The sequence below is a fragment of the Rhodococcus sp. BP22 genome (genome assembly GCF_014281965.1).
Classification (GTDB): Bacteria; Actinomycetota; Actinomycetes; order Mycobacteriales; family Mycobacteriaceae; genus Rhodococcoides.
The window spans coordinates 1-25,757 of the sequence record NZ_JACFTB010000005.1 but is presented as its reverse complement, the minus strand read 5'-3'; the positions used below and the strand labels follow the sequence as shown (position 1 = coordinate 25,757).

The following is a 25,757-nucleotide window of genomic DNA, read 5'->3' as shown; positions in this document are numbered from 1 at the left end:
TGCAGGGTCGATACTCGTGCCATGTCGCGGACTGGAGGGACCATGGCCTGGACGGCAAGTCTCGGCAGGCTGCCGGGTATCGCGACGGCCAAGACCTACCAGCGCGCATGGCTGCGCAGCGACATCACGGCCGGTCTGGTCCTCACCGCCCTACTGATCCCGGCCGGGATGGGGTACGCACAGGCGGCCGGGTTGCCCGCTTACGCCGGGCTGTACGCCACGATCGTGCCCCTGCTCGCCTATGCCGTCGTGGGGCCGTCGAAAATTCTCGTTCTCGGTCCCGACTCTTCGCTCGCGCCTCTCATTGCGGCGGCGGTAATTCCGCTGGCCGTGACCGACGACCCGGAGAGCGCGCTCGCGCTGGCCGGGATTTTAGGAGTTCTCGTCGGACTGATCCTCTTGCTCGGCGGATTCCTTCGGCTCGGGTTCGTGACCGAACTGCTCTCCAAACCCATCAGGCTCGGTTACCTCAACGCGATCGCGCTCATTGTGGTCATCGGGCAGATACCCAAGCTGCTCGGGTTTTCCGTCGACGCGTCCGGCGTCCTCGGCCAGGCCAAGGAGACCGCGCAATCGGTCGCGGCGGGCGACATCGACCCCATTGCTGCGGCCGTGGGAATCACCTCGCTTGCCGTCATCCCGATCTTCAAACGATGGGTCCACCGCGTCCCCGGGGTTCTGGTCGCCGTGATCGGGTCGATCGTCCTGTCCGCGATACTCGGACTCACCGAAGACATCGCGATGGTCGGCGCACTACCGGCCGGGCTGCCGCTGCCCTCGTTCGGCGGCGTCGACTGGCGAGATGTAGGACATCTGATCGGGCCGGCGGCTGGAATCGCACTGATCGCTTTCGCCGACACCGGTGTGCTCTCTCGCACGTTCGCGGCAAGGCGTGGTGAGGACGTGAACGGGAGTACCGAAATGAAGGCAATCGGTGTCGCCAATATTGCCGGTGGGTTGTTCGGCGGCTTCCCCATCTCGGCCAGCGGGTCGCGGACCCCGGTGGCCGAACAGAGCGGCGCCCGCACCCAACTGGCGGGCGTGGTGGGAGCGCTGGCCGTCCTGCTCTTCGTCCTCGTTGCACCCGGACTCACCGCGTACCTGCCCGATGCGACGCTCGGGGCGGTGGTGATCGTCGCGGCCGGAGCACTGATCGACGTGCGCGGCATGGTCCGCATGTGGCATATGAGCCGCGTCGAATTCGGTCTCGCCGCAGCCACCTTCCTCGGGGTCGCCCTCGTCGGCGTGCTGCAGGGCATCCTCGTCGCAATAGGTCTTTCTTTCCTCGCGGTGGTCGTACGGGCATGGCAGCCGTATCGCACCGAACTCGTCCGCACGTCCGACCGGCCTGGCTTCCACGACATCGAGCGGCATCCGGACGGGCAGCGCATCCCAGGGCTGGCCATGGTCCGCTTCGACGCGCCTCTTTTCTTCGCGAACGGTGAGATCTTCGATCAGTACGTGCGTTCGGTGGTGGCGGACGCGCCTTCCCCGGTCGAATGGGTGGTCATCGCCGCCGAGCCCATCACCGGACTCGACACCACCGCCGTCGACGAACTCGTCGACCTCGATCGGAATTTGGCGAGTCGCGGGATTCGGTTGATATTTGCCGAGATGAAGGGTCCGATCAAGGATCGACTGATCCGTTTCGGAGTGGGCGGCAGATTCGACAGAACGCGTTTCTATCCCACCGTCGAAGCGGCCGTGGAGGATTTCCAGCGGCGCGTGGACCAGCCGTGATCGGCCCGAACGAAGGCGCGGTCTCGGGCGGTGCTTCGAAAAGTCATCTGAACAATTGAGCAGATGATGAAAATTGGGGTTAATGTTCGCTGGTGACTGTTCCGGCTCCGGATGGGAGCAACATCGATATGAACGAGAACGTCGCCATGCACATGAGCGACGGCATCATCGATCTCCCGACCTCGCTCTTGTTCGGACTCATCGCCCTCGTGGGCGTAGGAGTATGTGCGTGGAAGGCACGATCGGAACTCGACGAGCGCACCGTGCCCATGGCAGGCCTGGTCGCCGCGTTCATCTTCGCCGTCCAGATGGTCAACTTCCCGATCCTCCCCGGCGTCAGCGGACACCTGCTCGGAGGCGCGCTCGCTGCCATCTTGGCCGGCCCGTTCACCGGTGCCCTCTGCGTGTCGATCGTGCTCGTCGTTCAAGCGCTGCTCTTCGCCGACGGCGGTTTGAGCGCGTTGGGAGCAAACATCACCAACATGGCGCTGATCGGTGTTGCCGTCGGATACGGCGTTGCCGTCGGACTACGACGCGTCGTCCTTCGGCGGGAGAACCTGGCCGGACTCGGCACCCTCGCATTCGTGGCTGCGCTGTGCGGCACGGTCGCCGCGTCGGCCGGGTTCATCGCCGAATACTCGCTCGGCGGTGCCTCCTCGAACTCGGTCGGCACAGTCGCGGCATACATGCTCGGCACACACACTCTCATCGGCATCGGTGAAGGAATCATCACCGCACTGACGGTGGTCGCGGTCGCCCGCGTGCGACCAGATCTGGTGCACCTTCTGCGCACTCGCAAGCAGGTAGCGGTATGACGCGCAGGTTCTATGTCGGCTTCGCGGTGGCGGCTCTGCTGATCGCCGGAATCGTCTCCTACTTCGCCAGTTCACACCCCGACGGTCTGGACTCGACGACTCGGCAGGGCTGCCAGGTGGTCGAGACCGACACTGGTGAGTCACTGACCGGATCGTGCATAGCGCAGTCTGCGACCGACCATGGAATGACCGGTACGCCTTTGGCGGACTACACCATCGGCGGCCGTGATTCACTCACCGGCGTCGCAGGAATCATCGGTGTCATAGCCACATTCGCGGCTGCCGGAGGACTGTTCTGGTTGATCGCACGGTCGCGGCACAGTCGAGCGGACTGATGGGCATCGCGCTGTATCGCGAGGTACGTTCACCACTGCACGAGGTGCCGGTAGAGGTCAAAATCGTCTGTGCCGTCGTCACCGTCCTGGCTGTGGTCGCGACTCCGCGAGAAATGTTGTGGCCCTACGCTCTGTACGCGATCGGCCTGCTCGTCCTGTGGCGAACAGTTTCCATCCCGTTGACGTGGATCGCCCCCCGGATGCTCATCGAGTTGCCATTCGTCGTACTCGCGGTGTTGCTGCCGTTCGCGGAGGGCGGGGACAGAATTGCTGTTCTCGGCATGGAACTGTCGACATCAGGACTGTGGGCTGCATGGGGCATCATCGTCAAAGGCACTCTCGGCGTTGCGGTCTCGCTGACCCTGGCCGCCACGACCGATCCTCGCGAACTACCCGTCGGTCTCACGAGGCTTCGCGTACCGTCCTTCATCGCGACCATCGTGGTACTGATGCTCCGCTACGTGGAGCTGCTTGCAGCCGAGTCAGATCGGATGCGGATCGCGCGCTTGGCCAGAGGCGATGACCCGCAGGCCTTCCACCAGATCGCGGCTACGGCCCGTGGGGTCGGCGGATTGTTTCTCCGGTCCTACGAGCGCGGTGAGCGGGTACATCTAGCCATGGCCTCCCGAGGGTTCGACGGCGCGATTCCGGCGATGGACGGAATAGCAGGAGTCTCCGCCGCTGCAGTTCGGCGTGACTGGTTCCTGGGCACTGCGCCGGCTGTCGTGGCTCTTGGAATTTCATTGGCAGCATGGCTGGTCCGATGAGCCTGAAACTGCACGATGTGTCCTTCGCCTATCCCGACGGCACGGCCGCATTGACCGCACTGAATCTCGAGGTCGCACACGGCGAACGCGTCGCCATCCTCGGCCCCAACGGAGCAGGAAAGACGACGCTGATGCTTCAGCTCAACGGCGTCCTCACCGCAGATCGGGGAACCGTGGACGTCAGCGGAATCCGTCTGAGCAGCAAGACAGTACGAGAAATCAGAAGGCTAGTCGGGATCGTCTTCCAGGATCCCGACGACCAACTGTTCATGCCCACCGTTGCACAGGACGTCGCATTCGGCCCCGCCAACTTCGGTGTCACCGGTCCCGCGCTTGTCGCCCGCGTCGCCGCAGCCCTGAAGGTCGTCGGGATGAGCGAACATGCCGACCGCAACTCCACGCACCTCTCGGGTGGCCAGCGTCGACGCGTTGCCCTCGCCTCGGTCCTCGCCTGCGAACCGGACATCCTGGTCCTCGACGAGCCGTCCGCCAATCTCGATCCGGTCGCGCGTCGCGAACTCGCCGAGACGCTGATGGACCTCGACACCACGATGCTGCTGGTCACGCACGACCTGCCGTATGCCGCTCAGCTGTGCACGCGGGCCGTCATTCTCGACGACGGGGCACTCGTCGCGGACGGACCGATCGCGGACATTCTCGGCGATTCCGAACTCCTCGCCCGGCACCGTCTCGAACTTCCGTGGGGGTTCTGCATTTCCCCCGAGCGAAGTTGATACGAGAATGTCAGTTCAGTTCGCGTAGTTCTCGGCGCAGCAACTTCCCAGTGACCGTCTTGGGAATGTCTTCGACGATGGTTACATAACGCGGATATTTGTAGGCCGCCATCCGTTCTTTTGCGAACGCGATGAGCTCCTCGGGTGTCGCGGTCTGTCCGGGGCGCAAGCTTACGAAAGCCTTCACAGTTTCACCGCGGTACTCATCGGGAACACCGACCACGGCAGCTTCGCGGACCGCGTGATGCTCGTAGAGCACGTCCTCGACCTCTCGTGGCCACACCTTGTAACCACCGGCATTGATCTGGTCCTTCTTCCGATCGACTATGTAGAACCAGCCTTGTTCGTCCATATAGCCGACGTCTCCGGTATGTAGAACACCACCGGGCAGGGCCTGCTCCGTCGCCTCGGGCTTGTTCCAATAACCGGCAACCACCTGCGGCCCTTCGATGACGAGTTCGCCGATCTCGCCAGGCGCTCGATCCTTGCCTTGGTCGTCGATGATGCGCACCACGGTGTTGTAGACCGGTACCCCGACAGACGTTGTCCCAGTGGCGGGGTCGGCGGGCGCAACGGCCCCTAGTGGGACGGCATGCGATGGCGATGTGGTCTCGGTGAGCCCGTAGATGTTGTGTATGTAGTGTCCGAAGGTCTTCTGGAATGCGGCAATCGTGCTCGGTGGAATCGGAGCACCGCCGGAGTAAATCTTCGTCAAACTTGCGAGAGCATCTTTCTCCGCGTTGGGAGCGTTCATCAAAGCGATGAATACCGTAATCGATCCCACCGTGAACGTGGGTTTTTCGGCTTCGATCGTCTTGATCGTCTCTACCGGGTCGAGTCTGTACATCAGCACCAGCGGTGCCCCGACGAGCAGCGAGATCGCAATGTGTCCGATCAAGCCGGTGACGTGGAAGAGAGGTGCTATGCCGAGGATGACGTCGTCGGAACCGATACCGATCCAGTCTCGGTACGTCTGAGCATTGAACACCACATTGCGGTGAGTGGTCATAGCGCCCTTGGGCGGCCCGGTGGTCCCCGACGTGTAGGTCAGAAACGCCACGTCAGTCGGAGCCAAAACTACAGCAGGACAGAAATTCCCACGAAATCTCTGCATGAGTTCGGTCATATCGACGGTATCAGGACACTCGATTCGCTCCACCTCGGCGAGAAATCCACGATGCCCGCCGCTCTGGTACTCGAGTTCCGAAGTCGTGATCACTGTCCGCACCTGGGTTTCAGGTAAGACCTCCGCTGCGATATCGCGGTAAAGAGTCTCCAGCGCGACGAGTACGGTTGCACCGCAGTCGATCAGCAGTTGTTTCAACTCTCGTTGCCGGTTCATCGGATTGATCGAGACGGCGATTCCGCCGGCCTTCCACGTGCCAATTTGGGCGATGACGAACTGCGGGATGTTCTGGGCGTAGATGGCCAGTCTCTCACCGGGTACGAATCCGGCTTCGGTAATTCCCAGCGCAAAGGCATCGGACAGCTCATCGAGCTCGCGTAGCGTGACCCGGCCGTCGAAGTAACGGATGATGTCGCCGTCCGGATTTCGCTCGACTGCAGCTTTGAACATGTCCAGCGCGTTGTCGAACTCCACCTCGATCTGGGTGGGTTGCCCTGGCCCGTATCGACTCGACCAAATCTTCTCGTCATACACGCTCATACTGGAATCTTTCAACGGATCACGATTGGATTGACCGGGGCACCGGTCCCATTGACTACTTTGAGCGGGGCGGCCGTGTAGAGAAAGCTCCACCTGCCATCGGCGGAACAGGCATCGGCCAGATCATCGAGCCAGGCCATTTCGGTAAAGACGACCCCGAGGTTGCGCATCAGCGCGCAATGAAGCGGCAGCGCGACACCGGACTCAGGGTCGTTTGTTACTTCGTTGGCAATGGTGTCGGTCACGAGGTTCGCAATCTCGCGGTTCTGGAACCATTCGACCAGCTCGCGCGAGTAAGTCAATCCCGGTTCGCAGAACTCGTCATAGAATTCTTTCGGGTTGTTCAGCTCGTACCAGTAATTCATCCAGCCGGTCCGAATGAGCAGGATGTCATGGGGCTCGATGGTTACGCCTTGAGCCTGTGCAGCAGCTTCCAGATCGTTGTGATCGAACGTTTCTTTCTTGTCCAAAGAGTCCTTGCCACGGTGACGCGCCATGTCGATAAGGACACCTCGACCAACGACACCCTTTTCCGCTATGGGGAGCACCGACGCCTTTTCCATCTTCCCGACGGTTGTTCGCGCGTCGTAACCGTTCCACAGCTTGCCGTCGTACCAGACGTGCCCCAGTGCGTCGTACTGCGTGGAACCTTGCAAGAACATCAGAGCGGTGTCATCGGCGTAGTGCAAGCCACCAGGAAATGCTGGTGCACCATCTCCGTCCCAAGAGCTTTCGTCGAGCACGTTCTGCCGCTGTATGCCCTCTCGTGCCGGCCAGAGAGGATCGCCGGGGCTTTCTGTGCGTCCCATCTGGATCTGCAGTGTGAACGTCTCGCCTGACTTGATGTGCTGCACTCCGCGCAACACCTCGCTCGTGTCGAGGTAATTCAAGGTGCCCAATTCATCATCGGGGCCCCATTTTCCCCAGTTGTCAGGGGCGTCGTCACCTAGTAGCTCGTGCATCTTGGGGGCGGCTTCAGACATTCGATCTCCTCAGATTCACAGATGACCCAGATCATTCGAGCGATCGCTCGGTAGGTGTTTAGATTATGATCTAACTCACGTTAGGCTTTGTCAATAGCCAGGCTGAGCCCCTTGCCAGACCGGGCATCGACGTTCAAATCTGCTAGTTTAGATTTTCTAAACAACCTATGAGAGGTGCATCAGAGGTGAGAGAGGACAAGGAGTCCAGCCATGAGGCCGACGCCGTCTTGGGTGCGCAGGTGCGTTCGGCGAGGACGTCGCAGAAGGTGAGCTTGCGGGCACTCGCCGGCGCGCTCGGAGTGAGTCCGGCAACAGTGAGTCAGATCGAGAACGGCAAGACCGGGATCAGCGTCGTTCGCCTGAATCGAATCGCTGAAGCACTGCATATCACCGTGCCGCAGATCCTCGACATCGTCGTCGACGTGGAAGCGAAGCATGCGCCCGCGATGCCGCTTGCGGAGAGGCCGAACACGACATCGCCGAATCTACCCAACTGGCGGACCTACGCCCCGTTGGATTTCGACCCGGTTCTACAGGCAGCCCTCGAGGAAATTCTCGAGATCGGCTATCACGGCGCGAGCGTTCGTAGTATTGCCGCGAGATGTGGGCTCTCAGTTTCCGGTATCTATCACTACTACACGAGTAAACAGCACATGCTGGTTACCATTCTCGACCACGCTATGACGGAATTGCAGCAGGGTAGCGAGGCAGCACGTCTCGAGGGGCAAGATCCGGTTCAGCGCTTCTGTCTGCTCATCGAGAATCTAGTGCTCTTTCACACGCACCGGCGCGAACTCGGTTTCGTCGGATCGAGTGAGATGCGAAGTCTCGACACCGAAAACCGCATCAGGGTTGCAGACCGACGCAGAACTCAGCAACGGATGGTCGACGAAGAAGTCACGGGTGCTGTCCACGAAGGATTGTTCCGCAACGACCGCCCCTACGAAGCCTCCCGAGCGATCGTGACCATGTGTACCGCGCTCCCCAACTGGTGGCGCCCCGACGGCCCTCTGAGTGCAGAACAAGTCGCAGAAAACTATGTCGGATTCGCCCTCGATATTATGAAATACGCTAGGTAGCATCGCGAGGCGGCACAGCCCGCCCTACTTCAGCCCGGTGAACTGATCGTCACGCCACTCGGCCGAGAGCACCTCGCCGGAGTCCTCGCGAGCCCGAAGTTCGACGCGTCGTATCTTGCCCGAGATGGTCTTCGGCAGTTCGAAGAACTCGATCCTTCGGATTCGCAGGTACGGCGCCAGATGCTCGCGTGCGTACTTCAGGATCTGAAATGCAGTCTCCTCGTTCGGCTCCCAACCTGCCGCCAGGGCCACGTACGCCTTCGGGACTGCAAGCCGCGTTTCGTCGGGTGCCGGTACGACTGCAGCTTCAGCGACGGCGGGGTGCTCGATCAGCACGCTTTCGAGTTCGAACGGTGACACCTTGTAGTCCGAGGCCTTGAAGACGTCATCCGTGCGACCGACGTAGGTGATGTAACCGTCTTCGTCGCGGGAGGCCACATCGCCTGTGTGGTAGTAGCCACCGGACATGACTTCTTCGTTGCGAGCCGGGTTGCCGAGGTATCCCGTCATCAGGTTGAACGGCTTCTTGGCCAGATCGAGACAGATTTCGCCTTCGTCGGCCTCCTCGCCCGTCACCGGATCGATGATGACGACCGGAATGCCCGGCAACGGACGGCCCATCGCGCCGAACTTCAGTTTCGCTCCTGGCGTGTTCGCTACCAGGGCAGTGGTTTCCGTCTGACCGAACCCATCGCGAATATTGAGGCCCCACTCGTTCTGCACCCTCGAGATGACCTCGGGGTTCAGCGGCTCCCCTGCGCCGATCGCTTCACGTAGAGCGCCACCTCCGCCGGAGATGTCGGCCTGAATGAGCATGCGCCACACAGTCGGTGGAGCACAGAACGTCGTGACCTCTGCGCGACGGATCTGGTCGAGGAGGGCACTCGCGTCGAAGCGCGTGTAGTTGTAGATGAAGATGGTGGCTTCGGCGATCCACGGCGCGAAGAAGCAACTCCACGCATGCTTCGCCCAGCCAGGTGAGCTGATGTTCAGGTGCACATCTCCCGGCTTCAGGCCAAGGAAGTACATGGTGCTCAAATGCCCTACCGGATAGGACACCTGCGTGTGCTCGACGAGCTTGGGCTTACTCGTCGTTCCCGAGGTGAAATACAGGAGCAAACGGTCGGACGGGGCAGTCACGGTCTCGAACGGCTCAGGACTCTCGACGTCGTAGGCTGCGTGAAAGTCGGTCCACCCGTCCGCATGTCCGACCGCGATTTTCAGGTAATCCCCGGGCACTTCCTCGAATTTGGACGTATCCGCTGGGTTCGCAATGACGGCTCGCGCCTGGCCGCGTTCGACTCTGTCGGTGAGATCGGCCGAGCCGATCGCCGTGGTCGTCGGCATCAGTACGGCGCCGAGCTTCATGACCGCGAGCATCGAATCCCACAGCTCGACCTGGTTTCCGAGCATGAGGATCACGGAATCCCCGCGGCCGATACCGAGCCCGGAGAGCCACCGAGCCACCTGATCCGATCGGTGCGACATCGCATCGAAGCTGTACTTCGCTTCGGACCCGTCTTCTTCGACGATCCAGAGCGCAGTCTTCTCGTTGCCGCGGGCGATAGCGTCGAACCAGTCGATTGCCCAGTTGAACCGCTCACCCAGATCAGGCCACCGAAAGTTCGATACGGCCGCGTCGTAGTCGCCGTAGGCATCGAGAAGTAGATTTCGAGCCGACTTGAAGGCGTCGTGTTCCGTCACGTTCGTCATGTTTCTCCCTGCTGTGGCGCACGTCTCTCGCTAGCTCGACTCACGCTATGGCTCACAGCTACCGATGCGCTACCCCCGAACAGGGGTGCCGCCACCGGTCAGGTTCGAGCGTCCACGTAGTGCAGCGCGTCACCGAGTCGAGAGAACACCACCAGGTCGGGATCCTGGCCGATGATCTCGATGGACCTACGCGCCGCATGGGTGGTGGCGACGATCGCCAGCGCGGTCAGCATGTTGCCCCGCACCAGGTCGACGAGACAGGACAGCCCCGACACCCCTAGGAATGTCACTCCGCGAATATCGATGACGAGTGCACCGATCGTCCTGTTCGATGCACTGAAGAGTGCAGCCCGGAACTGAGAGACCGTCCCAAGGTCGACTTCACCGCTGACAACGACGCGGAGACACTTTCCGTGCCTGCTCTCGGAAACATCGAGGGTGGGGACGTCGAGAGGTGGGGATGGATCCAGAATGAGCAGGCGCGCCGCCCCGCGTGGGCGCGTCGAACGCGCATCCGACAGACCTGACATTGTGGCCACCTCTGGGGTCGTAGAGGGGCCAATCTTGCACGGCGTCGATGACAGGCGAGCAACAGGAAAGATAACAGAACAGTCGACTTTGAATCACGAATCGATAACGTCGGCACCGTGTGAACGCGCCTAGATCCGCTCGCCAGTTTCCGGATGGAACAGATGAACGGCGCCGTCAAGCCTGCTCAAACCGATGCTCTCCCCGATCTTCGCCGGCGCACGCACCGCCGAACGCGCGACAAGCGACACCGGTCCGCCGTCGAGGCCCATGACCTTCGGATCATCCAGATGCGCGTACACATAGGACTCGCTGCCGAGCTCTTCGATCAGATCGACCTTGCCCTCGAAGCCCTCCCCCGTGCCGTGCACGATGCCGAGCTGCTCGGGCCGCAGGCCGATCGTCACGTTGTCGAGGCCGAGGCCCGCAAGCCTGGTGAGCTCTTCGCGCTCGAGCGGCAGCAGGAAGTTTCCGATCTGGACACCACCCGATCCGATGGGGACCGTCATCAGGTTCATGGCAGGAGAGCCGATGAAGCCGGCCACGAAAGCATTGACAGGATGGTCGTAGAGATCGGTCGGGCTGGCGAACTGCTGCAGTTTGCCCCCGCGCAGCACTGCAACGCGATCGCCCATCGTCATCGCCTCCACCTGGTCGTGGGTGACGTAGACAGTCGTCGTGCCGAGTCTGCGCTGCAACGCGGCTATCTGTGTACGAGTCTGCACGCGCAGTTTCGCGTCGAGATTACTCAACGGCTCGTCCATGCAGAACACCTGCGGTTCACGAACGATGGCACGGCCCATGGCAACTCGCTGACGCTGACCACCGGAGAGCTTGCCCGGCTTGCGGTCCAGGAAGTCCGTCAAATCGAGAATCTTGGCCGCGTCGGCCACCTTCTTCTTACGTTCCTCGAGCGGAACGCCACGCATCTTGAGCGCGAACCCCATGTTCTCCCCGACGGTCTTGTTGGGGTAGAGGGCGTAGTTCTGGAACACCATCGCGATGTCGCGATCCTTGGACGGAACCCCGACCATGTTCTGCCCACCGATTTCGATGGCGCCACCGTCGATCTCCTCGAGGCCGGCGAGCATCCGGAGGGCGGTGGACTTACCGGAACCGGAAGGCCCGACGAGGACGACGAATTCGCCGTCCTGGATGTCCAGATCGAGTGAATCGACAGCGAGCGAGTCGGCACCTTCGTAGACGCAGGATGCCTTTTTGTACTTGATTGCAGCCATGACTTGTTCTCCTGGTTCGTGAAAGGGCCGAGTTACTTGATGGCGCCGAAGGACAGACCGCGCACGAGCTTGTTCTGCGCAAACCACCCAGCAAGAACGACGGGGAGTGCCGCGAACGTCGCAGCGGCGGACAGCTGGGCCCAGTACAACCCCTGTCCGGTGATGAATCCGACGAGATAGACCGGAATAGTCTGTGCCTGAACAGCTGTGAGGTTGACTGCGAAGAAGAACTCGTTCCACGAGAAGATCACACAGATCAGCGACGTCGCAGCGATTCCAGGAGAGACGAGAGGCAGAATCACCTCACGGACCGAGGTCCACAGCGACGCACCGTCCATGCTCGCGGCCTCGAGCAGTTCGCTCGGCACCTCGAGGAAGAACGAACGCATCATCCATACCGCAATCGGAAGGTTCATCGCGGTGTAGAGGATCACCAGCGTCCAAATGTTGTCCAACATGCCGATGTCACCCACGATGACGTACAGCGGCACGATGGCCGCGACGACCGGGAGCATCTTGGTGGAGATGAAGAAGAACAACACGTCCTTCGTCTTCTTCACCGGCCGAAGCGACAACGCAAACGCAGCCGGAACACCAAGCAGCAGAACGAGAAGCGTAGATACGATCGTCGCGAAAGCAGAGTTGAGCAGCGCAGTGCCGATACCACTGTCGAGTACCCCGCGGTACTGATCGAGCGTCGGGGTGAAGAACAGTTTGGGTGGGTCGGAGTACGCGTCGGCCTCTTGTTTGAAACCGGTGAGGACCATCCAGAGCACCGGGAAGAAGAAGACAATTCCGGCGACCCACGCAACGACAGACCAGATGGTGCCCGGCCCCCAGTTGCTTTTACGCTTGATCGCCACGCCGTCCGAAGTCTGCGGCACAGTTTTCTTGCGCTTCTTGTTCGTGGTTGCGGTACTCATCACGCAGCCTCCTCGTTTCCACTGAAGCTCTTGAAGATCAGTCTCAGCGCCAGGGTGCTGACGATGATGGTGGCGACCACAGTGACCACGCCCATGGCCGCGGCCTGGCCGATGTCGAATCCGAGGAACGCACGCTGGTAGATGTAGAAGGGCAGGTTGGCGCTGGCGACACCAGGTCCGCCGGAGGTCATCATGTAAACGGCGTCGAAGGTGTTGACCAGGTAGATCGCCCCGAGAACGGCACCGAGTTCGATGAAGCGTCGTAGATGCGGGAACGTGAGTTCGCGGAAGAGCTTGAACGGCCCTGCACCGTCGACGCGGGCAGCCTCGGCGATGTCCTTCGGCATCGACTGCAGTCCGGCGAGGATCAACAGCATCATGAAGGGCGTCCACTGCCACACCAGGTTCGTCATCACCGCGGCCAACGGAAAGCGCGAGACCCAGTCGATCTGGCCGACACCGAACGGGCTGAGGGCGAAGTTGATCAAACCGAAGACCGGGTCGAACATCGTGGTCTTCCAGATCAGCGCGCCCGCAACCGGGGTGATCAGGAAAGGCGTGATCAGCAGTGTGCGAATCAAGCTGCGTCCGATGAACTTCCGATCGAGCAGCAACGCGAGAAAGAGCCCCAGAATTACCGAGATGAGGACGGTTCCGACGATCATGATCACGGTGTTGAGGGCGACCTGACGGAACTGACTGTCACGGAACACATCGACGTAGTTGTTGAGCCCGTTGAACTCCTGCGACCCTGGCCGAACGAGGTTCCATGATTGCGTCGAGTAGTACAGCGTGAACAAGAACGGCACCTGGGTGACGATGATCGCGAAGACCATTGCAGGCAGCAACGGTCCGCGACGGCGCCACCCCTCCGCTTTCGAGATCACCCTCGGTCTCGGTACGAACTTTTCCGAATCGGCCGGTGGCGAGTGCACTTCGGTTGTGGTCATCCCTGGCCCTCCTGATACGTCTTACCGACCACTTCGGCGTATTGCTGCGCTTGAGCGAGCGCGTCCTTGACGCTGATCTGTCCAGCCACTGCAGCGCTGATCTGTTGACTGACGCGGGTTCCGAGATCCTGGAATTCCGGGATGGTCAGGAACTGCACTCCGGTGTAGGGAACCGGATCCACGGTCGGCTTGTTCGGGTCCGCACCATTGATGGAGTCGAGGGTCACCTGGCCGTACGCAGCCGATGCTTTCTTGTACTCGGGAATCTCGTAGGTCGACAGGCGGCTACCCGGAGGTACACGCTCCCAACCCAATTCGTTACCGACCTTGTTCAGGTATTCCTTGCTGGTCATCCACGACACGAACTTCCACGCTTCGTCCGGATTCTCCGATGTCTTCGGGATGCCGAGAGCCCACGAGTACAGCCAGCCGTTGTCGCCCTTGACCGCGCTCGGCGCCTTCGCATAGCCGATCTTGCCGACGACATTGCTCGACGTGGGATCCTCGAGCACCGACACCGCCGAGGTAGCGTCGTACCACATAGCGGTGTTTCCCTGCGAGAGCTGAGTACCGCACTCACTGAATCCACTGGTCGCTGCGCCTGCTTGGCCGTGCGTGCGAACGAGGTCGACGTAGAACTGGACGGCCTCTTCCACCTGCGGACTGTCGAGCTGCGCGTTCCAGTTCTCGTCGTACCAACGTCCACCGAACGCGTTGATGACGGTATCCAAAGGTGCGAGAACTTCGCCCCAGCCCGGCTTTCCACGCAGACAGATACCGGAGACATCGTCATTGTCGAGCTTCGCGGCGGCATCGGCGACTTCTTGCCAGGTGGGCTCCTCGGGCATCGTGATACCCGCCTCCTGCATGAGGTCCTTGCGGTACATCAAGAACGAGGACTCACCGTAGAACGGCACCGAGTACATGCTGCCCTCGTAGGAGAGCGACTCCTTCAGTGTCGGAATGAAGTCGGCCTCGTCGTAACCGGGAGTTTCGTTAGCGTACTCCGAAAGATTTGTGAGCCAACCGTTCTCGGCCCACTGCGGGGTCTCGAAATTACTGATCATCACGACGTCGAACTCTCCACCGCCGGTCGCGACGGAGGCAGTGATCTTCGCGCGTGCCTCGTTCTCCGACAGTGAGACGAACTTCAGGTTGATGCCTGGGTTCTCTGCCTCGAACTCCGGTGCCAGCGAAATAGCGTCGGACATCTGCGAGTTCGAGACGATGGCCACGGTGATAGTCGTACCGTCACCATCACCGCCGAACGATCCCGCGCCGGCGCAGCCGGACAGCACCAAGGTCATCGCGAGCGATGCTGCGACGGCCACCTTCGGTAGAACTTTCACTTGGATACCTTTCCCTCTGGGTCGTTCCTGCAGGCTCCACTGTCAGCCTTCGTGTGCGCCATCAACCAACGCGCACTTTCGATATCGGTCACCAGCACGGTTGCGAAGCCTCCGCGAAGCGCACCGAGAATCGCCTGATGCTTCTTGCTGCCACCGGAGATCAGGATCGCCCGATCACAGTCACGAATGGCGTCGAGTCCGACCGATACGGTTCGCCCCGGCAAGGATCCCCCGGTGGGTGTGCCGTCGAGGTCGAAGAACCTGCCGCCTATCTCGCCGACGGCGCCGAGGTGGCGCAGTTCGTCGAGAATGTCCAGGTCGATGAAGCTGCCCTCGAACAGGGTCGTGGACGTGGAAACGGGACCGAGGCCGTACATCATCACATCAGCCTCCGTCCCAGCTTGGAGGGCGCGCGATATCACCGAATCCTGCTGCAGCGCAGTCACCGTGGCCGGGTCGGCGTACAGCGGCGCGTTGAGGCGCACCGGCCTCGCCTGCAGGTACTGCGCGCACCGCCCCAGGGTGTATTCGACGCCGGTTTGATAGTCGGCCGAACTCATCGAACCGTCGAGTTGAACCACGCGGTCGCATCGCGCTCCACGCGTCTTGAGTGACTGGGCGACAGCGACAGTTTCCGGCCCCCAGGTGAACCCGAGGACGTCGGCGCCCTCCAGTCGCCGCGAAAGCATCGCCGCGGCGGCCCGTCCCAACGACCCGTACCCGGTGTCGGTGCCGTCGATGACATCGGGAACGACAAGTGCTTCGGTGAGGCCGAATTCGCGCTCCAAATCAGCTTCGATGTCGGCGTGCACGGTGCCCTGGAGTTCGTCGGGCACATTGATCTCGATGGTAACCAACCCCAGCGCTCGCGCCTTGGCAACGAGTCGGCCAGCGGTGGGACGCGAGATTCCGAGTTTCTTCGCGATCTCGGCCTGAGTCGCACCTTCCAGGTGGTACATCGACGCGGCGCGGAGGGCGAGTCGGAGGTCGTCGCTCGACTTGGACGAACGCTGCACTGCCGATACCTCGGGGACCGATGCGGTCACGAACACTCCCTAGACCCGGTGAGCAGATGCTCACAATGTGCTCTTCTGCTCATTAAGCTAACATTAAGGTGTGATCTACACAACACCTACCAAGGGCGGAGACGGCGTGACCGGAGAAGCGGAAGCAGGGAGATCTTTGTGACACAGTCCATGCAAGTCAGCGTCCTCAGCGGTCCGCAGGAGATCCGCCTGGAGACCCGTCCAGTACCCTCTCCCGCTGCGGACGAGGTTCTCGTGCAGGTCACGGCGGTCGGCGTCTGCGGATCCGATGCTCACTACTACCGCGAAGGCCGCATCGGCGATCACGTCGTCAACGGACCTTTGGTGTTAGGTCACGAAGCTGCCGGGGTCATCGTCGCCGTCGGATGCGCCGTCGCCGATACACGCATCGGGCAGCGGGTCTCGATCGAACCGCAGCGCCCGGACCCGACGAGCACACAGTCGAGGGCGGGCCGGTACAACTTGTGCCCGTCGATGGAGTTCTTCGCCACGCCACCCATCGACGGCGCGCTGGCTGAGTACGTTCTCATCCAATCGGCGTTCGCACACTCGGTTCCCGACGAGATTTCCGACGAGGCCGCGGCATTGTTCGAGCCGTTGTCCGTAGGGATTGCGTCGGCGCAGAAGGCAGGCATCACAGCCGGGTCGAGTGTGCTGATCGCAGGCGCCGGTCCAGTCGGCCTCGTCACCGCTCAGGTGGCTCGCGCATTCGGCGCCACCACGATCATCGTCAGCGACATCGCACCCGACCGCCGAGAGAATGCCAAGAAATTCGGTGCGACGCAGGTAATCGACCCGATGACCGAGGATGTCCGGGCCCTCGACGTCGACGCGTTCATCGATGCGTCGGGTGCCCCCCGGGCAGTCGTCGACGGCATCCACGCCGTCCGTCCTGCCGGTACGGTCGTCCTGGTCGGGATGGGCGCGTCGGACTACGCGTTGCCGATCTCGCTGATTCAGAATCGTGAACTCGTCCTCACCGGCGTCTTCCGCTACGCGAACACCTGGCCGATCGCTCGCGAGCTCGTAATCTCCGGCCGCGTCGACCTCGACGCCATGGTCACCGGCCGCTTCGACCTCGCGCACGTCGAGGATGCGCTCAACGCCGACGCACTGCCGGGAAGCATCAAGGCAGTGGTAATACCGTCCTCGCACAGGGAGACCGACGTATGAAGCTCAATTCGCACACCCTCGCCGACTTCATCGAAGACGTCGAGGTACCCACTTACGACAGATCCGAAGTCACAGCCGGGATAGTGCACTTCGGTGTCGGCGGTTTTCACCGTGCACATCAAGCAATGTATGTGGACCGGCTCCTCCAACAGGGGGAGGCATCCGAATGGGGAATCTGCGGCGTCGGAGTGCTGCCCGGTGACCGAAAGATGCGGGACGTCATGAAGGCTCAGAATTGCCTCTACACGCTCGCGCTCAAACATTCCGACGGAACGTGGGACACCCGGGTGATCGGTTCGATAATCGAATACCTCTTCGCACCCGAAGACGCAGATGCCGTCATCGAGAAGATGGCAGCCGAGAGCACGAGAATCGTCTCACTCACCATCACCGAAGGGGGATACAACTTCTCGGCCACGACAGGTGAGTTCGACACCGCCAGTCCAGCGATCGCGGCGGATCTCGAGCCGGGTGCGACGCCGTCGACCACATTCGGTCTCGTCGTGGAAGCCCTTGCGCGTCGAAAAGATCGGGGATCGAAGCCGTTCACCATCATGTCCTGCGACAACATCGAGGGCAACGGCCACATCGCGGAATCGGCGTTCACCACGTTTGCTCGCCTGACGGACCCCGCCCTCGCGGAGTGGATCACCGCCGAGGGGGCCTTCCCCAACTCGATGGTCGATCGAATCACCCCGGTCACCACTCCCGAAGTGGTGCAGGAGCTTTCGGATCGTTACGCACTCGACGACCAGTGGCCCGTCGCAGGTGAGCCGTTCACACAGTGGGTACTCGAGGACAAGTTCACGCTCGGGCGGCCGGCGTTCGAACATGTCGGAGTTCAGGTCGTGGACGATGTCACTCCGTACGAGTTGATGAAGCTCCGCCTACTCAACGCGAGCCATCAGGCGCTGTGCTATTTCGGGTACCTCAGCGGATATCGACTGGTGCACGAGGTTGCACAGGACTCGTTGTTCGCCAAGTTCCTATTGGCGTACATGGACGACGAGGCCACTCCCACACTCCAGGCAGTTCCCGGCATCGACCTCGACGAGTACAAGAAGACCTTGATCGAACGCTTCTCAAACCCGGAGATCCGCGACACCGTCGCACGCCTGTGCGCCGAATCCTCGGACCGAATCCCCAAGTGGCTGTTGCCCGTCATCCGCACCAACCTCGACAACGGCCGACCGATCACGTTGGCTACCGCAGTGGTCGCGAGCTGGGCTCGGTACGCCGAGGGCGTCGACGAACAGGGTCAGCCGATCGAGATCGTCGACCAGCTGAAGGATTCGCTCGTACCGCTCGCGCGCAAACAGAAGGCCGATCCGACCGCATTCATCTCCAACCGAGCAGTGTTCGGTGATCTCATCGACAACGAGCTATTCGTAGCGGAGTACACCAAGACACTCGCCTCGCTCCACGAGCACGGCGCCCGAGCAACCTTGGAGGGACTTCGCAAGTGAGAGAATGCAACTGAGAGATCGCCGCTAGCCTCGCATTTCGGCGTACCGCTCGCGGACTGCCGGATCCGGGTCGGCCTCGTAGGTACGTACGGGTGCCGACGCCCAGCGCGGCGGCTCGGACGTGCCCGCCAACGCCCACGCTGCTTGGCGGGCCGCACCGTCGGCAACGTATTCGCCGGGCTCGGGGACTACGACGGGTACACCGAAGATCGCCGGGGCCAACTCGCGCAACGCCGCAGATTTGGCCCCGCCGCCGATCAGTAGAACGCGACGAGTCTCGATTCCTGCTGCACGCAGCGCGTCGATCCCGTCCGCCAGCCCACACAGCAGTCCCTCCACTGCTGCGCGGGCAAGGTGCCCTGGCGTCGAATTACTCAGTCGCAAACCATGAATGGCGCCCGAGGCATCCGGCCGATTCGGTGTCCGCTCGCCTTCGAAATAAGGAATCAACACTAAACCCTCGCTCCGGGTCGAGCGTGCCAACCTGGACAATTCGGCGTGGTCGACGCCCAACAGCGACGCTGTAGCGTCGAGCACGCGGGCTGCGTTGAGGGTGCACACGAGCGGCAATTGCCGCCCTGTCGCGTCCGCAAACCCGGCGATGATTCCCGAGGCGTCTGCAGCGGCAACGTCCGTGACGGCCGACACGACACCCGAGGTACCGACCGAGACGACGACATCACCGACGCCGACGCCGAGACCCAGTGCGGCAGCGGCATTGTCTCCGGTTCCAGGCGCGATCACCGCTCCCGACGACGTGACACCGATTCGCTCCGAGGGTCCCGCAACACGAGGAAGCCGAGGCTTTCGTCCGCGCATGGCCTGTTCCAGTAGATCCTCGCGATAGGTGTCGGTGGCGGCGGAGTAGTAGCCGGTGCCGCTAGCATCGCCGCGATCGGTCGCCAGTGAATCGAATCCGGCCGCACCACCGAGATGCCAACTCAACCAATCGTGCGGAAGACACACCGCTGCGGTGCGATCGGCATTGCCGGGTTCGTTGTCTGCCAGCCAGCGCAACTTGGCGACGGTGATCGCCGCAAGCGGTACGACGCCGACCGCGTCGGCCCATGCCTTGCCGCCGCCGAGTTCGTTCACCAGGTCCTGGCCGGAAGATGCCGAGCGGGTGTCGTTCCACAACAACGCCGGGCGGACGACACTCCCGGAGTCGTCGAGGCAGATCATGCCGTGTTGCTGCGCGCCGACGGCGACCGCATCCACGTCGTCGAGACCTCCGGCGTCGGCGATGGCCGTGTCGAGTGCCGATTTCCACAGCGCCGGGTCGATCTCGGTGCCGTCGGGGTGACTTGCTCGCCCGCTGCGGATGAGGTCACCCGAATCTGCATCGCGGACAAACACTTTGCACGACTGGGTCGAGGAGTCTATTCCTGCGACGAGAGCCAAGATGGCCGCCTTTCCGGTACACCGAGAGCGTACGAACGACACTACCGCGGCACCGATAGTCACCCCGGGTGCAACGCGATCGGTAGCAGCAGCGGAAGAATCTCGACTACGTTCTTGGACTATGCGCGACTCCGAGGATTCCGATGCCTTCCGCCTTTCCGTGGCGAAGGCGGCACTCGATCTGTTCGCGGTGGAGGGATACGAGGCCACCTCCGTCGACGACATCGCCGAGGCATCGGGCATTTCTCGTCGGACGTTCTTTCGTCAGTTCCGCGGTAAGGACGACGTCATCTTCGCCGACCACGAAATTCTGCTCGAGCAGACCGCAGCGTTTCTCGGCCTGCCACACCCGGACCCCTGGACTGCCGTGTGCGATGCAGCCCAGCTGGTATTCGAACGGTTTTCCGGGTGGAAAGAGCAGTCACGACTGCGCTACCAGGTGGTCCACGAGAACCCGGCGCTGCGTGATCGAGAGATCGTGACGGTCTTTCGCTACGACAGGCTGTTCGTCGACTATCTGCGCGCGGCGTTACCCGAGCATTCACACCTGGAGATTCTCCAGTTCTCGGCGTCGATCACGGCCACTCACAACTACATCTTGCGACGGATGATCCGCGACGGCATTCCGACCACCAGCCGTGACCTGCAGGAAGCACTCCACAAGGTCAGGGCCGGATTCGACACGAGCGCGGAGCAGATCGTCGTCGCAGTCTTTCCCCGAGGCACCTCTCGTGCGGCTGTCGCCGAGGCGCTGGCGGAGCATATGAAGTGACTCCCCTGGCGCTTGAATGTGCCGTTCAAGACATCTGATCGTATGAATGGACCATTGAAGCGGTCACGGGCGCGCGGGTTTGGCACCGAGTGCCATCGAGGGGTTGATGGCTTAATCGTCATGGCGTAGACTGGACAAATCCGTGGCACTGAGTGCCGTAAGTCAAGCCCTAGGAGAGTGGCACCATGGCCGGTAATCCTGATTTCGATCTGTTTCAACTTCCAGCAGAGCACGACGAACTGCGCGCGGCAATTCGCGCCCTCTCGGAGAAGGAGATCGCTCCGTACGCCAAAGCGGTGGACGAGGACGCACGCTTCCCGGACGAGGCGCTGACCGCGCTCAACAACTCCGGCTTCAATGCAATCCACGTACCCGAGGCGTACGACGGCCAGGGTGCCGACTCCATCGCGACCTGCATCGTCATCGAGGAAGTTGCTCGCGTCTGCGGTTCTTCCTCGCTGATCCCCGCGGTCAACAAGCTCGGCACCATGGGTCTGATCCTCAAGGGTTCCGAGGAGCTCAAGAAGCAGGTCCTCCCCTCGCTCGCAGGTGGCGCAATGGCGTCGTATGCACTCTCCGAGCGCGAGGCCGGTTCGGATGCAGCCAGCATGAAGACCCGCGCAAAGGCCGACGGTGACGGCTGGATCCTCAACGGCTCCAAGTGTTGGATCACCAACGGTGGCAAGTCCGATTGGTACACCGTCATGGCCGTCACGGACCCGGACAAGGGCGCGAACGGTATCTCCTCGTTCATCGTGCACAAGGACGACGAGGGATTCGTCGTGGGACCGAAGGAAAAGAAGCTCGGCATCAAGGGATCGCCGACGGCTGAGCTGTACTTCGAGAACTGCAAGATCCCCGGCGATCGCATCATCGGTGATCCGGGTACCGGCTTCAAGACAGCGCTGGAAACCCTCGACCACACCCGGCCCACCATCGGTGCGCAGGCTGTCGGTCTGGCGCAGGGTGCACTCGACGCCGCTATCGCCTACACCAAGGATCGTAAGCAGTTCGGTCAGTCGATCAGCAGCTTCCAGGCGGTGCAGTTCATGCTCGCCGACATGGCGATGAAGGTCGAAGCGGCTCGCCTGATGGTCTACTCGTCCGCGGCTCGCGCCGAGCGCGGTGAAAAGAACCTCGGCTTCATCTCCGCTGCGGCGAAGTGCTTCGCCTCCGATGTCGCAATGGAGGTGACCACCGACGCTGTGCAGCTCTTCGGCGGTGCCGGATACACCACCGACTTCCCGGTCGAGCGGATGATGCGTGACGCCAAGATCACGCAGATCTACGAGGGCACCAATCAGATCCAGCGCGTCGTGATGTCCCGGGCGCTGCTCAAATGAGCAACATCGAATTGGTAGGCGTCATCGGCGGCGGCACGATGGGCGCAGGCATCGCCGAAGTGTGTGCTCGCGCAGGCAGCTCCGTCGTAGTGCTGGAAACGAGCCAGGCCGCGGCAGATGCAGCGGAAGCCCGCCTCGACAAGTCGTTCGCCCGCGCCGTGAAGTCCGGCCGTATCGAAGCCGACGCAGCGGAGAAGGCACGCGCTGCAATCACATTGACGCTCGACATCAACGACTTCGCCGATCGCGATCTCGTGGTCGAGGCAGCGCCGGAGATCGAGTCGCTGAAGCTGGATTTGTTCGGAAAACTGGATTCGATCGTGAAGCCGAGCGGGATATTGGCGACGAACACTTCGTCGATACCGGTTATCAAGATGGCCAATGCGACACAGCGACCGGACAAGGTCGTCGGAGTTCACTTCTTCAACCCGGTGCCGGTACTACCACTGGTAGAGATCGTCGTCAGCCTCGTCACCAGCGAGGAAACGGTCGCAACCGTCACCGACTTCGCCTCGAACACGCTCGGCAAGAAAACGATTCGCTCCGGTGACCGTGCCGGGTTCATCGTCAACGCGCTGTTGATCCCGTATCTGGTGTCCGCGATTCGGATGCTCGAATCCGGTTTCGCGAGCGCCGAGGACATCGACGAAGGCATGGTCAACGGATGCGCGCACCCCATGGGTCCGTTGCGTCTGGCAGACACCGTCGGCCTCGACGTCACGCTAGCCGTCGCGGAGTCGCTGTACGCGGAGTTCCGTGAGCCGCACTATGCGCCGCCGCCATTGTTGCAGCGCATGGTGGACGCCGGAATGCTCGGACGTAAGAGCGGTAAGGGTTTCTACACTTACTGATCCAGTACCGACAGGAATGGGCCATCGCAGCGTGCTGCGGTGGCCCATTCCTGCGTCGGGAGTAGATCCCGGTTGACCTCAGTCTTTCGGACCACCTGCGGCATAGACGATCTGGCCGGAGATGAAGCCTGCACCTTCACTGACGAAGAAGGAAGCGAGATGGGCGATATCGTCCGGATTTCCGACGCGATTGACCGGAATCTGTGCTGCTGCAGCGGCTTTGAAGTCTTCGAATGGGACACCGACGCGCGCTGCCGTCGCGGCGGTCATTTCGGTTTCGATGAACCCGGGGGCGATGGCGTTGGCGGTGACGCCAAATTTTCCGAGCTCGATGGCGAGTGTCTTGGTGAAGCCCTGCATGCCTGCCTTGGCCGCCGAGTAGTTGGCCTGGCCACGGTTGCCGAGCGCCGAGGTGCTCGACAGGTTGACGATGCGACCCCACTTGGCGTCGATCATGTGCTTCTGGATCGCGCGGGTCATCAGGAAGGATCCACGGAGATGCACCCCGAGTACGGAGTCCCAATCTTCGACGGTCATCTTGAACAGAAGGTTGTCCCGGGTGATCCCGGCATTGTTGATCAGCACTGTCGGGGCGCCGAATTCGTTGGCAATCCGGTCGACGGCCGTCTTCACCGACTCTTCCTCTGCCACGTTGGCACCGATTGCGACGGCCTGACCACCGGCGGCTTGGATGGCACCGACCGTGTCGGCACAGGCAGCCTCGTCGAGGTCGACGACTGCGACTCCGAAGCCGTCCTTGGCCAGACGCTTGGCTACTGCGGCGCCGATTCCGCGGGCACTTCCGGTTACGACGGCTGTCTTGATCTGATCGCTCACGTGCATCTCCTATGTTCGAGAATCTCAGGACTGTTCTATCGAGCTACTGCTCAGTACGCTGCGACCGCTCCGTCGACGGCTTTCTGCAATCCGGCAGCGACGACGCGCGCGATCTCGATCGGCTTGGCCGGCAGGTCGGTGATCGGCTCGTCGATGTAGACGCTCGCAGATTTGAGCTTCGACGAGCCGGGTCCGTAACTGAGGCCGATGCAGATCAGAACCGGTTCGACGCCGAGCTTGCGGGCCCGTGCCGTGATGTGGCCGATTCCGCTGCCGACGTGTTGAACCTTGGTGGCGTCTTCGAGGTTGCAGGTGCCTTCGGGGAATACTGCAAGGTCGTCGCCGCGTCGCATTCGCTCGGCGCTGACGTCCATCATCCTGCTGCCTGCTGCGCTGACCGCGCGAAGTCCGTGGTTCTTTCCACGGAACACCGGAATTCCGCCCATCATGTCGATTCGCTTGCGCTGCTTCGGTTCTTGAAAGAGCTCGTCCTTCGCGAGAACCCGAGTGCGCCCGATCCCGGGTCGCAGCGGACTGGCCCACGCGGAGGCGGCGAGAGTGTACGGGTCACTCTCGGTCAGATGATTGACGGCAATGATGAACCGTGTGTTGTCGTAGACGAGCCTACGAATTTCTTCACGCGCACCGGCGGGGTAACTGACCCGCGGCTTGAACCGTCGGGCCAGCGTGGCGTACGCGATCCTGGCCACCTGCCGGTTCTGCTGATGATCGAGGTAGAAGTCGTAGACAGCGTCGGCGTTGGCGAGAATTACTGCGGGTCGATCCATTGATTCAGCTTACCTAGCGAAATAGCGGAAGCTCTGAAATCTCATCGCGAAACTCCGGTTGTGTGCGAGGGTGTGAACCTTGCACGGGCGGGTATGCCCAGCACAAGTCCGACGCTTTTCGGAGCCGTCACGGACTGCTGAAAGGACGGAAGTCATGGCAGAAGACAAGAAGGATCACGGACCGCGCTGGATCAAGACTGCTGAGAACCGAGTCGGAATCATCATGATGATGGCCGGGGTCGTTGCTGCAGGTTTGCTCATCACCGCGTTGGGCGGCGGTTTCAGCGGGTGGGCATGGATCGCCGGAGTTGCGACGATCGTGCTGATCGGCGGAGGCTTACTTTCCCTGCGAGCGGGCGCTCTGCGGAAGGGAGAAACTGGTCCCATTCTGTATCATCCCGACTCACCGGATGTCGTCCTGGACGTCGACCGCGAAACAGGGAATCGCTCACCTCATCACGACTGAATCCGAAGTCTGCGATCTAAACGGGGCGCAGAATCCACCACCCGCCGAGTACGAGGCATCCGACCGTCACGACGAGAAACAGTCCGACCCAGACTATTCCGGGCAGAAACGTCAATCGGGCCAGTTGATCGGCGTCGGAGTCCCGCGCTCGTCCTCGGCTACGTGAGCGTTGTAGTTCGAGTACCGGCCGAGGGCCTGCGACGAGCAGGAACAGCGTGATGAAGTACGCCGCGGCCACTTGTTGTTCGCCGGTCCCCCACCAGGACACCGTGAACAGCAGTGCCCCGAACACCACGAGCGAGATGAACCCGAACACGTTGCGAATCATGATGAGCATCAGTGCAATTGCGATGACACCGATCCACAACACGGCGATCGCATGCTGTGTACCGAGAACCCAGGCTGCACCGAGCCCGATCAGCGAAGGCCCGACATAGCCAGCGAACGTCATCGCTATCACCCCGAGGCCGGTCGGTTTGCCTGAAGATATAGCTACGCCCGAGGTATCGGAATGCAGTCGCACACCCATCAACCTGCGGCCCGTCAAGAAGGCTACGAGTAGATGAGCGAATTCGTGGAAAATCGTCACCACGTTGCGGGCAATGCGCCATGTCTGCGGAACAAGGACGATGAGCACGGCTACGAGCGCGGCGATCTGCACGATCCAGGCCGGCGGAGTTGGGCTGACCGCGCTGATGCGGTCCCAGAATTCGGTCACCGTTCATTATGGCGGCTGCGCTGCCGCCCCCTGTCCCGCCCCCAGTCCTCGATGGGTTGACCTACGACGCCTTCCG

25 protein-coding genes are annotated in these 25,757 nt (G+C 61.7%); 12 read left to right on the top strand and 13 right to left on the bottom strand.

Annotated features, from left to right (window positions below; genetic code table 11):
- Nucleotides 1-42 precede the first annotated feature (42 nt).
- The 5 genes from H2510_RS11940 (at nucleotide 43) to H2510_RS11920 (ending at nucleotide 4,391) form a co-directional block, all read left to right on the top strand.
- Nucleotides 43-1,740: a SulP family inorganic anion transporter gene (locus tag H2510_RS11940; protein WP_186628874.1), complete on the top strand. Its 1,698-nt coding sequence runs from the start codon at nucleotides 43-45 to the stop codon at nucleotides 1,738-1,740.
- Nucleotides 1,741-1,886: 146 nt separating this feature from the next.
- Nucleotides 1,887-2,555: an energy-coupling factor ABC transporter permease gene (locus H2510_RS11935; protein WP_186628873.1), complete on the top strand. Its 669-nt coding sequence runs from the start codon at nucleotides 1,887-1,889 to the stop codon at nucleotides 2,553-2,555.
- The gene (locus tag H2510_RS11930) at nucleotides 2,552-2,890 is read left to right on the top strand and encodes a PDGLE domain-containing protein (RefSeq protein WP_186628544.1); all 339 of its coding nucleotides are present in this window, start codon (nucleotides 2,552-2,554) and stop codon (nucleotides 2,888-2,890) included. The genes H2510_RS11935 and H2510_RS11930 overlap by 4 nt, the downstream gene beginning before the upstream one ends.
- Nucleotides 2,890-3,657, top strand: coding sequence for a cobalt ECF transporter T component CbiQ (gene cbiQ, locus H2510_RS11925; RefSeq protein ID WP_186628543.1), 768 nt, complete (start codon nucleotides 2,890-2,892; stop codon nucleotides 3,655-3,657). Before H2510_RS11930 ends, cbiQ begins: the two co-directional genes overlap by 1 nt.
- Entirely contained in the window at nucleotides 3,642-4,391 is a 750-nt protein-coding gene (locus H2510_RS11920) for an energy-coupling factor ABC transporter ATP-binding protein (protein ID WP_186628542.1), read from the top strand. The genes cbiQ and H2510_RS11920 overlap by 16 nt, the downstream gene beginning before the upstream one ends.
- A gap of 10 nt (nucleotides 4,392-4,401) precedes the next feature.
- Here H2510_RS11920 and H2510_RS11915 read toward each other — a convergent pair whose 3' ends face one another.
- Nucleotides 4,402-6,057 carry a class I adenylate-forming enzyme family protein gene (locus tag H2510_RS11915; RefSeq protein WP_186628541.1) on the bottom strand — a complete coding sequence of 552 codons (1,656 nt, stop codon included), beginning with the start codon at nucleotides 6,055-6,057 and terminating at the stop codon, nucleotides 4,402-4,404.
- An 11-nt stretch (nucleotides 6,058-6,068) separates the two neighbouring features.
- A complete protein-coding gene (locus H2510_RS11910; protein WP_186628540.1) occupies nucleotides 6,069-7,040 on the bottom strand; it encodes a cyclase family protein in 972 nt (323 codons plus the stop codon).
- Between the two features lie 185 nt (nucleotides 7,041-7,225).
- On the opposite strand from H2510_RS11910, the gene H2510_RS11905 reads away from it, so the two are divergent.
- Nucleotides 7,226-8,119 (top strand): TetR family transcriptional regulator, encoded by an 894-nt coding sequence (locus tag H2510_RS11905; RefSeq protein WP_315901347.1) that lies wholly within the window; start codon nucleotides 7,226-7,228, stop codon nucleotides 8,117-8,119.
- 24 nt (nucleotides 8,120-8,143) lie between these two features.
- On the opposite strand, the gene H2510_RS11900 is transcribed toward H2510_RS11905, so the two are convergent.
- The 7 genes from H2510_RS11900 to H2510_RS11870 form a co-directional block, all read right to left on the bottom strand.
- Entirely contained in the window at nucleotides 8,144-9,832 is a 1,689-nt protein-coding gene (locus tag H2510_RS11900; RefSeq protein ID WP_186628538.1) for an AMP-binding protein, read from the bottom strand.
- Between the two features lie 98 nt (nucleotides 9,833-9,930).
- Nucleotides 9,931-10,362 carry an STAS domain-containing protein gene (locus tag H2510_RS11895; protein WP_186628537.1) on the bottom strand — a complete coding sequence of 144 codons (432 nt, stop codon included), beginning with the start codon at nucleotides 10,360-10,362 and terminating at the stop codon, nucleotides 9,931-9,933.
- A gap of 129 nt (nucleotides 10,363-10,491) precedes the next feature.
- Entirely contained in the window at nucleotides 10,492-11,598 is a 1,107-nt protein-coding gene (locus tag H2510_RS11890) for an ABC transporter ATP-binding protein (RefSeq protein ID WP_186628536.1), read from the bottom strand.
- Between the two features lie 32 nt (nucleotides 11,599-11,630).
- On the bottom strand, nucleotides 11,631-12,521 hold the full coding sequence (locus H2510_RS11885; RefSeq protein ID WP_186628535.1) for a carbohydrate ABC transporter permease: 891 nt from the start codon (nucleotides 12,519-12,521) through the stop codon (nucleotides 11,631-11,633).
- Nucleotides 12,521-13,471 (bottom strand): carbohydrate ABC transporter permease, encoded by a 951-nt coding sequence (locus H2510_RS11880; RefSeq protein WP_186628534.1) that lies wholly within the window; start codon nucleotides 13,469-13,471, stop codon nucleotides 12,521-12,523. The genes H2510_RS11885 and H2510_RS11880 overlap by 1 nt, the downstream gene beginning before the upstream one ends.
- Nucleotides 13,468-14,778, bottom strand: a complete 1,311-nt coding sequence (locus tag H2510_RS11875; protein ID WP_222438701.1) for a sugar ABC transporter substrate-binding protein — start codon at nucleotides 14,776-14,778, stop codon at nucleotides 13,468-13,470. Before H2510_RS11875 ends, H2510_RS11880 begins: the two co-directional genes overlap by 4 nt.
- A gap of 38 nt (nucleotides 14,779-14,816) precedes the next feature.
- Entirely contained in the window at nucleotides 14,817-15,866 is a 1,050-nt protein-coding gene (locus H2510_RS11870) for a sugar-binding transcriptional regulator (RefSeq protein WP_186628533.1), read from the bottom strand.
- A gap of 150 nt (nucleotides 15,867-16,016) precedes the next feature.
- On the opposite strand from H2510_RS11870, the gene H2510_RS11865 reads away from it, so the two are divergent.
- Complete coding sequence (locus tag H2510_RS11865; protein WP_186628871.1) at nucleotides 16,017-17,039, top strand: NAD(P)-dependent alcohol dehydrogenase; 1,023 nt, start codon at nucleotides 16,017-16,019, stop codon at nucleotides 17,037-17,039.
- Entirely contained in the window at nucleotides 17,036-18,505 is a 1,470-nt protein-coding gene (locus H2510_RS11860; protein WP_186628532.1) for a mannitol dehydrogenase family protein, read from the top strand. The genes H2510_RS11865 and H2510_RS11860 overlap by 4 nt, the downstream gene beginning before the upstream one ends.
- A 24-nt stretch (nucleotides 18,506-18,529) precedes the next feature.
- On the opposite strand, the gene xylB is transcribed toward H2510_RS11860, so the two are convergent.
- Complete coding sequence (gene xylB, locus H2510_RS11855; protein WP_186628531.1) at nucleotides 18,530-19,906, bottom strand: xylulokinase; 1,377 nt, start codon at nucleotides 19,904-19,906, stop codon at nucleotides 18,530-18,532.
- A gap of 121 nt (nucleotides 19,907-20,027) precedes the next feature.
- Here xylB and H2510_RS11850 point away from each other — a divergent pair, with 121 nt between their 5' ends.
- The 3 genes from H2510_RS11850 (at nucleotide 20,028) to H2510_RS11840 (ending at nucleotide 22,872) form a co-directional block, all read left to right on the top strand.
- Nucleotides 20,028-20,678: a TetR family transcriptional regulator gene (locus H2510_RS11850; protein WP_186628530.1), complete on the top strand. Its 651-nt coding sequence runs from the start codon at nucleotides 20,028-20,030 to the stop codon at nucleotides 20,676-20,678.
- A gap of 185 nt (nucleotides 20,679-20,863) precedes the next feature.
- On the top strand, nucleotides 20,864-22,021 hold the full coding sequence (locus H2510_RS11845) for an acyl-CoA dehydrogenase (RefSeq protein ID WP_186628529.1): 1,158 nt from the start codon (nucleotides 20,864-20,866) through the stop codon (nucleotides 22,019-22,021).
- A 5-nt stretch (nucleotides 22,022-22,026) separates the two neighbouring features.
- Nucleotides 22,027-22,872, top strand: a complete 846-nt coding sequence (locus H2510_RS11840; RefSeq protein WP_315901372.1) for a 3-hydroxybutyryl-CoA dehydrogenase — start codon at nucleotides 22,027-22,029, stop codon at nucleotides 22,870-22,872.
- 78 nt (nucleotides 22,873-22,950) lie between these two features.
- Here the strand turns inward: H2510_RS11840 and fabG are convergent, their stop codons facing one another.
- Both fabG and H2510_RS11830 read right to left on the bottom strand, forming a co-directional pair.
- Entirely contained in the window at nucleotides 22,951-23,715 is a 765-nt protein-coding gene (gene fabG, locus H2510_RS11835; protein ID WP_222438686.1) for a 3-oxoacyl-ACP reductase FabG, read from the bottom strand.
- Between the two features lie 44 nt (nucleotides 23,716-23,759).
- Nucleotides 23,760-24,497: a 1-acyl-sn-glycerol-3-phosphate acyltransferase gene (locus H2510_RS11830; RefSeq protein ID WP_186628526.1), complete on the bottom strand. Its 738-nt coding sequence runs from the start codon at nucleotides 24,495-24,497 to the stop codon at nucleotides 23,760-23,762.
- A gap of 154 nt (nucleotides 24,498-24,651) precedes the next feature.
- On the opposite strand from H2510_RS11830, the gene H2510_RS11825 reads away from it, so the two are divergent.
- Nucleotides 24,652-24,963: a hypothetical protein gene (locus H2510_RS11825; protein ID WP_186628525.1), complete on the top strand. Its 312-nt coding sequence runs from the start codon at nucleotides 24,652-24,654 to the stop codon at nucleotides 24,961-24,963.
- A gap of 16 nt (nucleotides 24,964-24,979) precedes the next feature.
- Here H2510_RS11825 and H2510_RS11820 read toward each other — a convergent pair whose 3' ends face one another.
- Nucleotides 24,980-25,681, bottom strand: a complete 702-nt coding sequence (locus H2510_RS11820) for a M50 family metallopeptidase (protein WP_186628524.1) — start codon at nucleotides 25,679-25,681, stop codon at nucleotides 24,980-24,982.
- Between the last annotated feature and the right edge of the window lie 76 nt (nucleotides 25,682-25,757).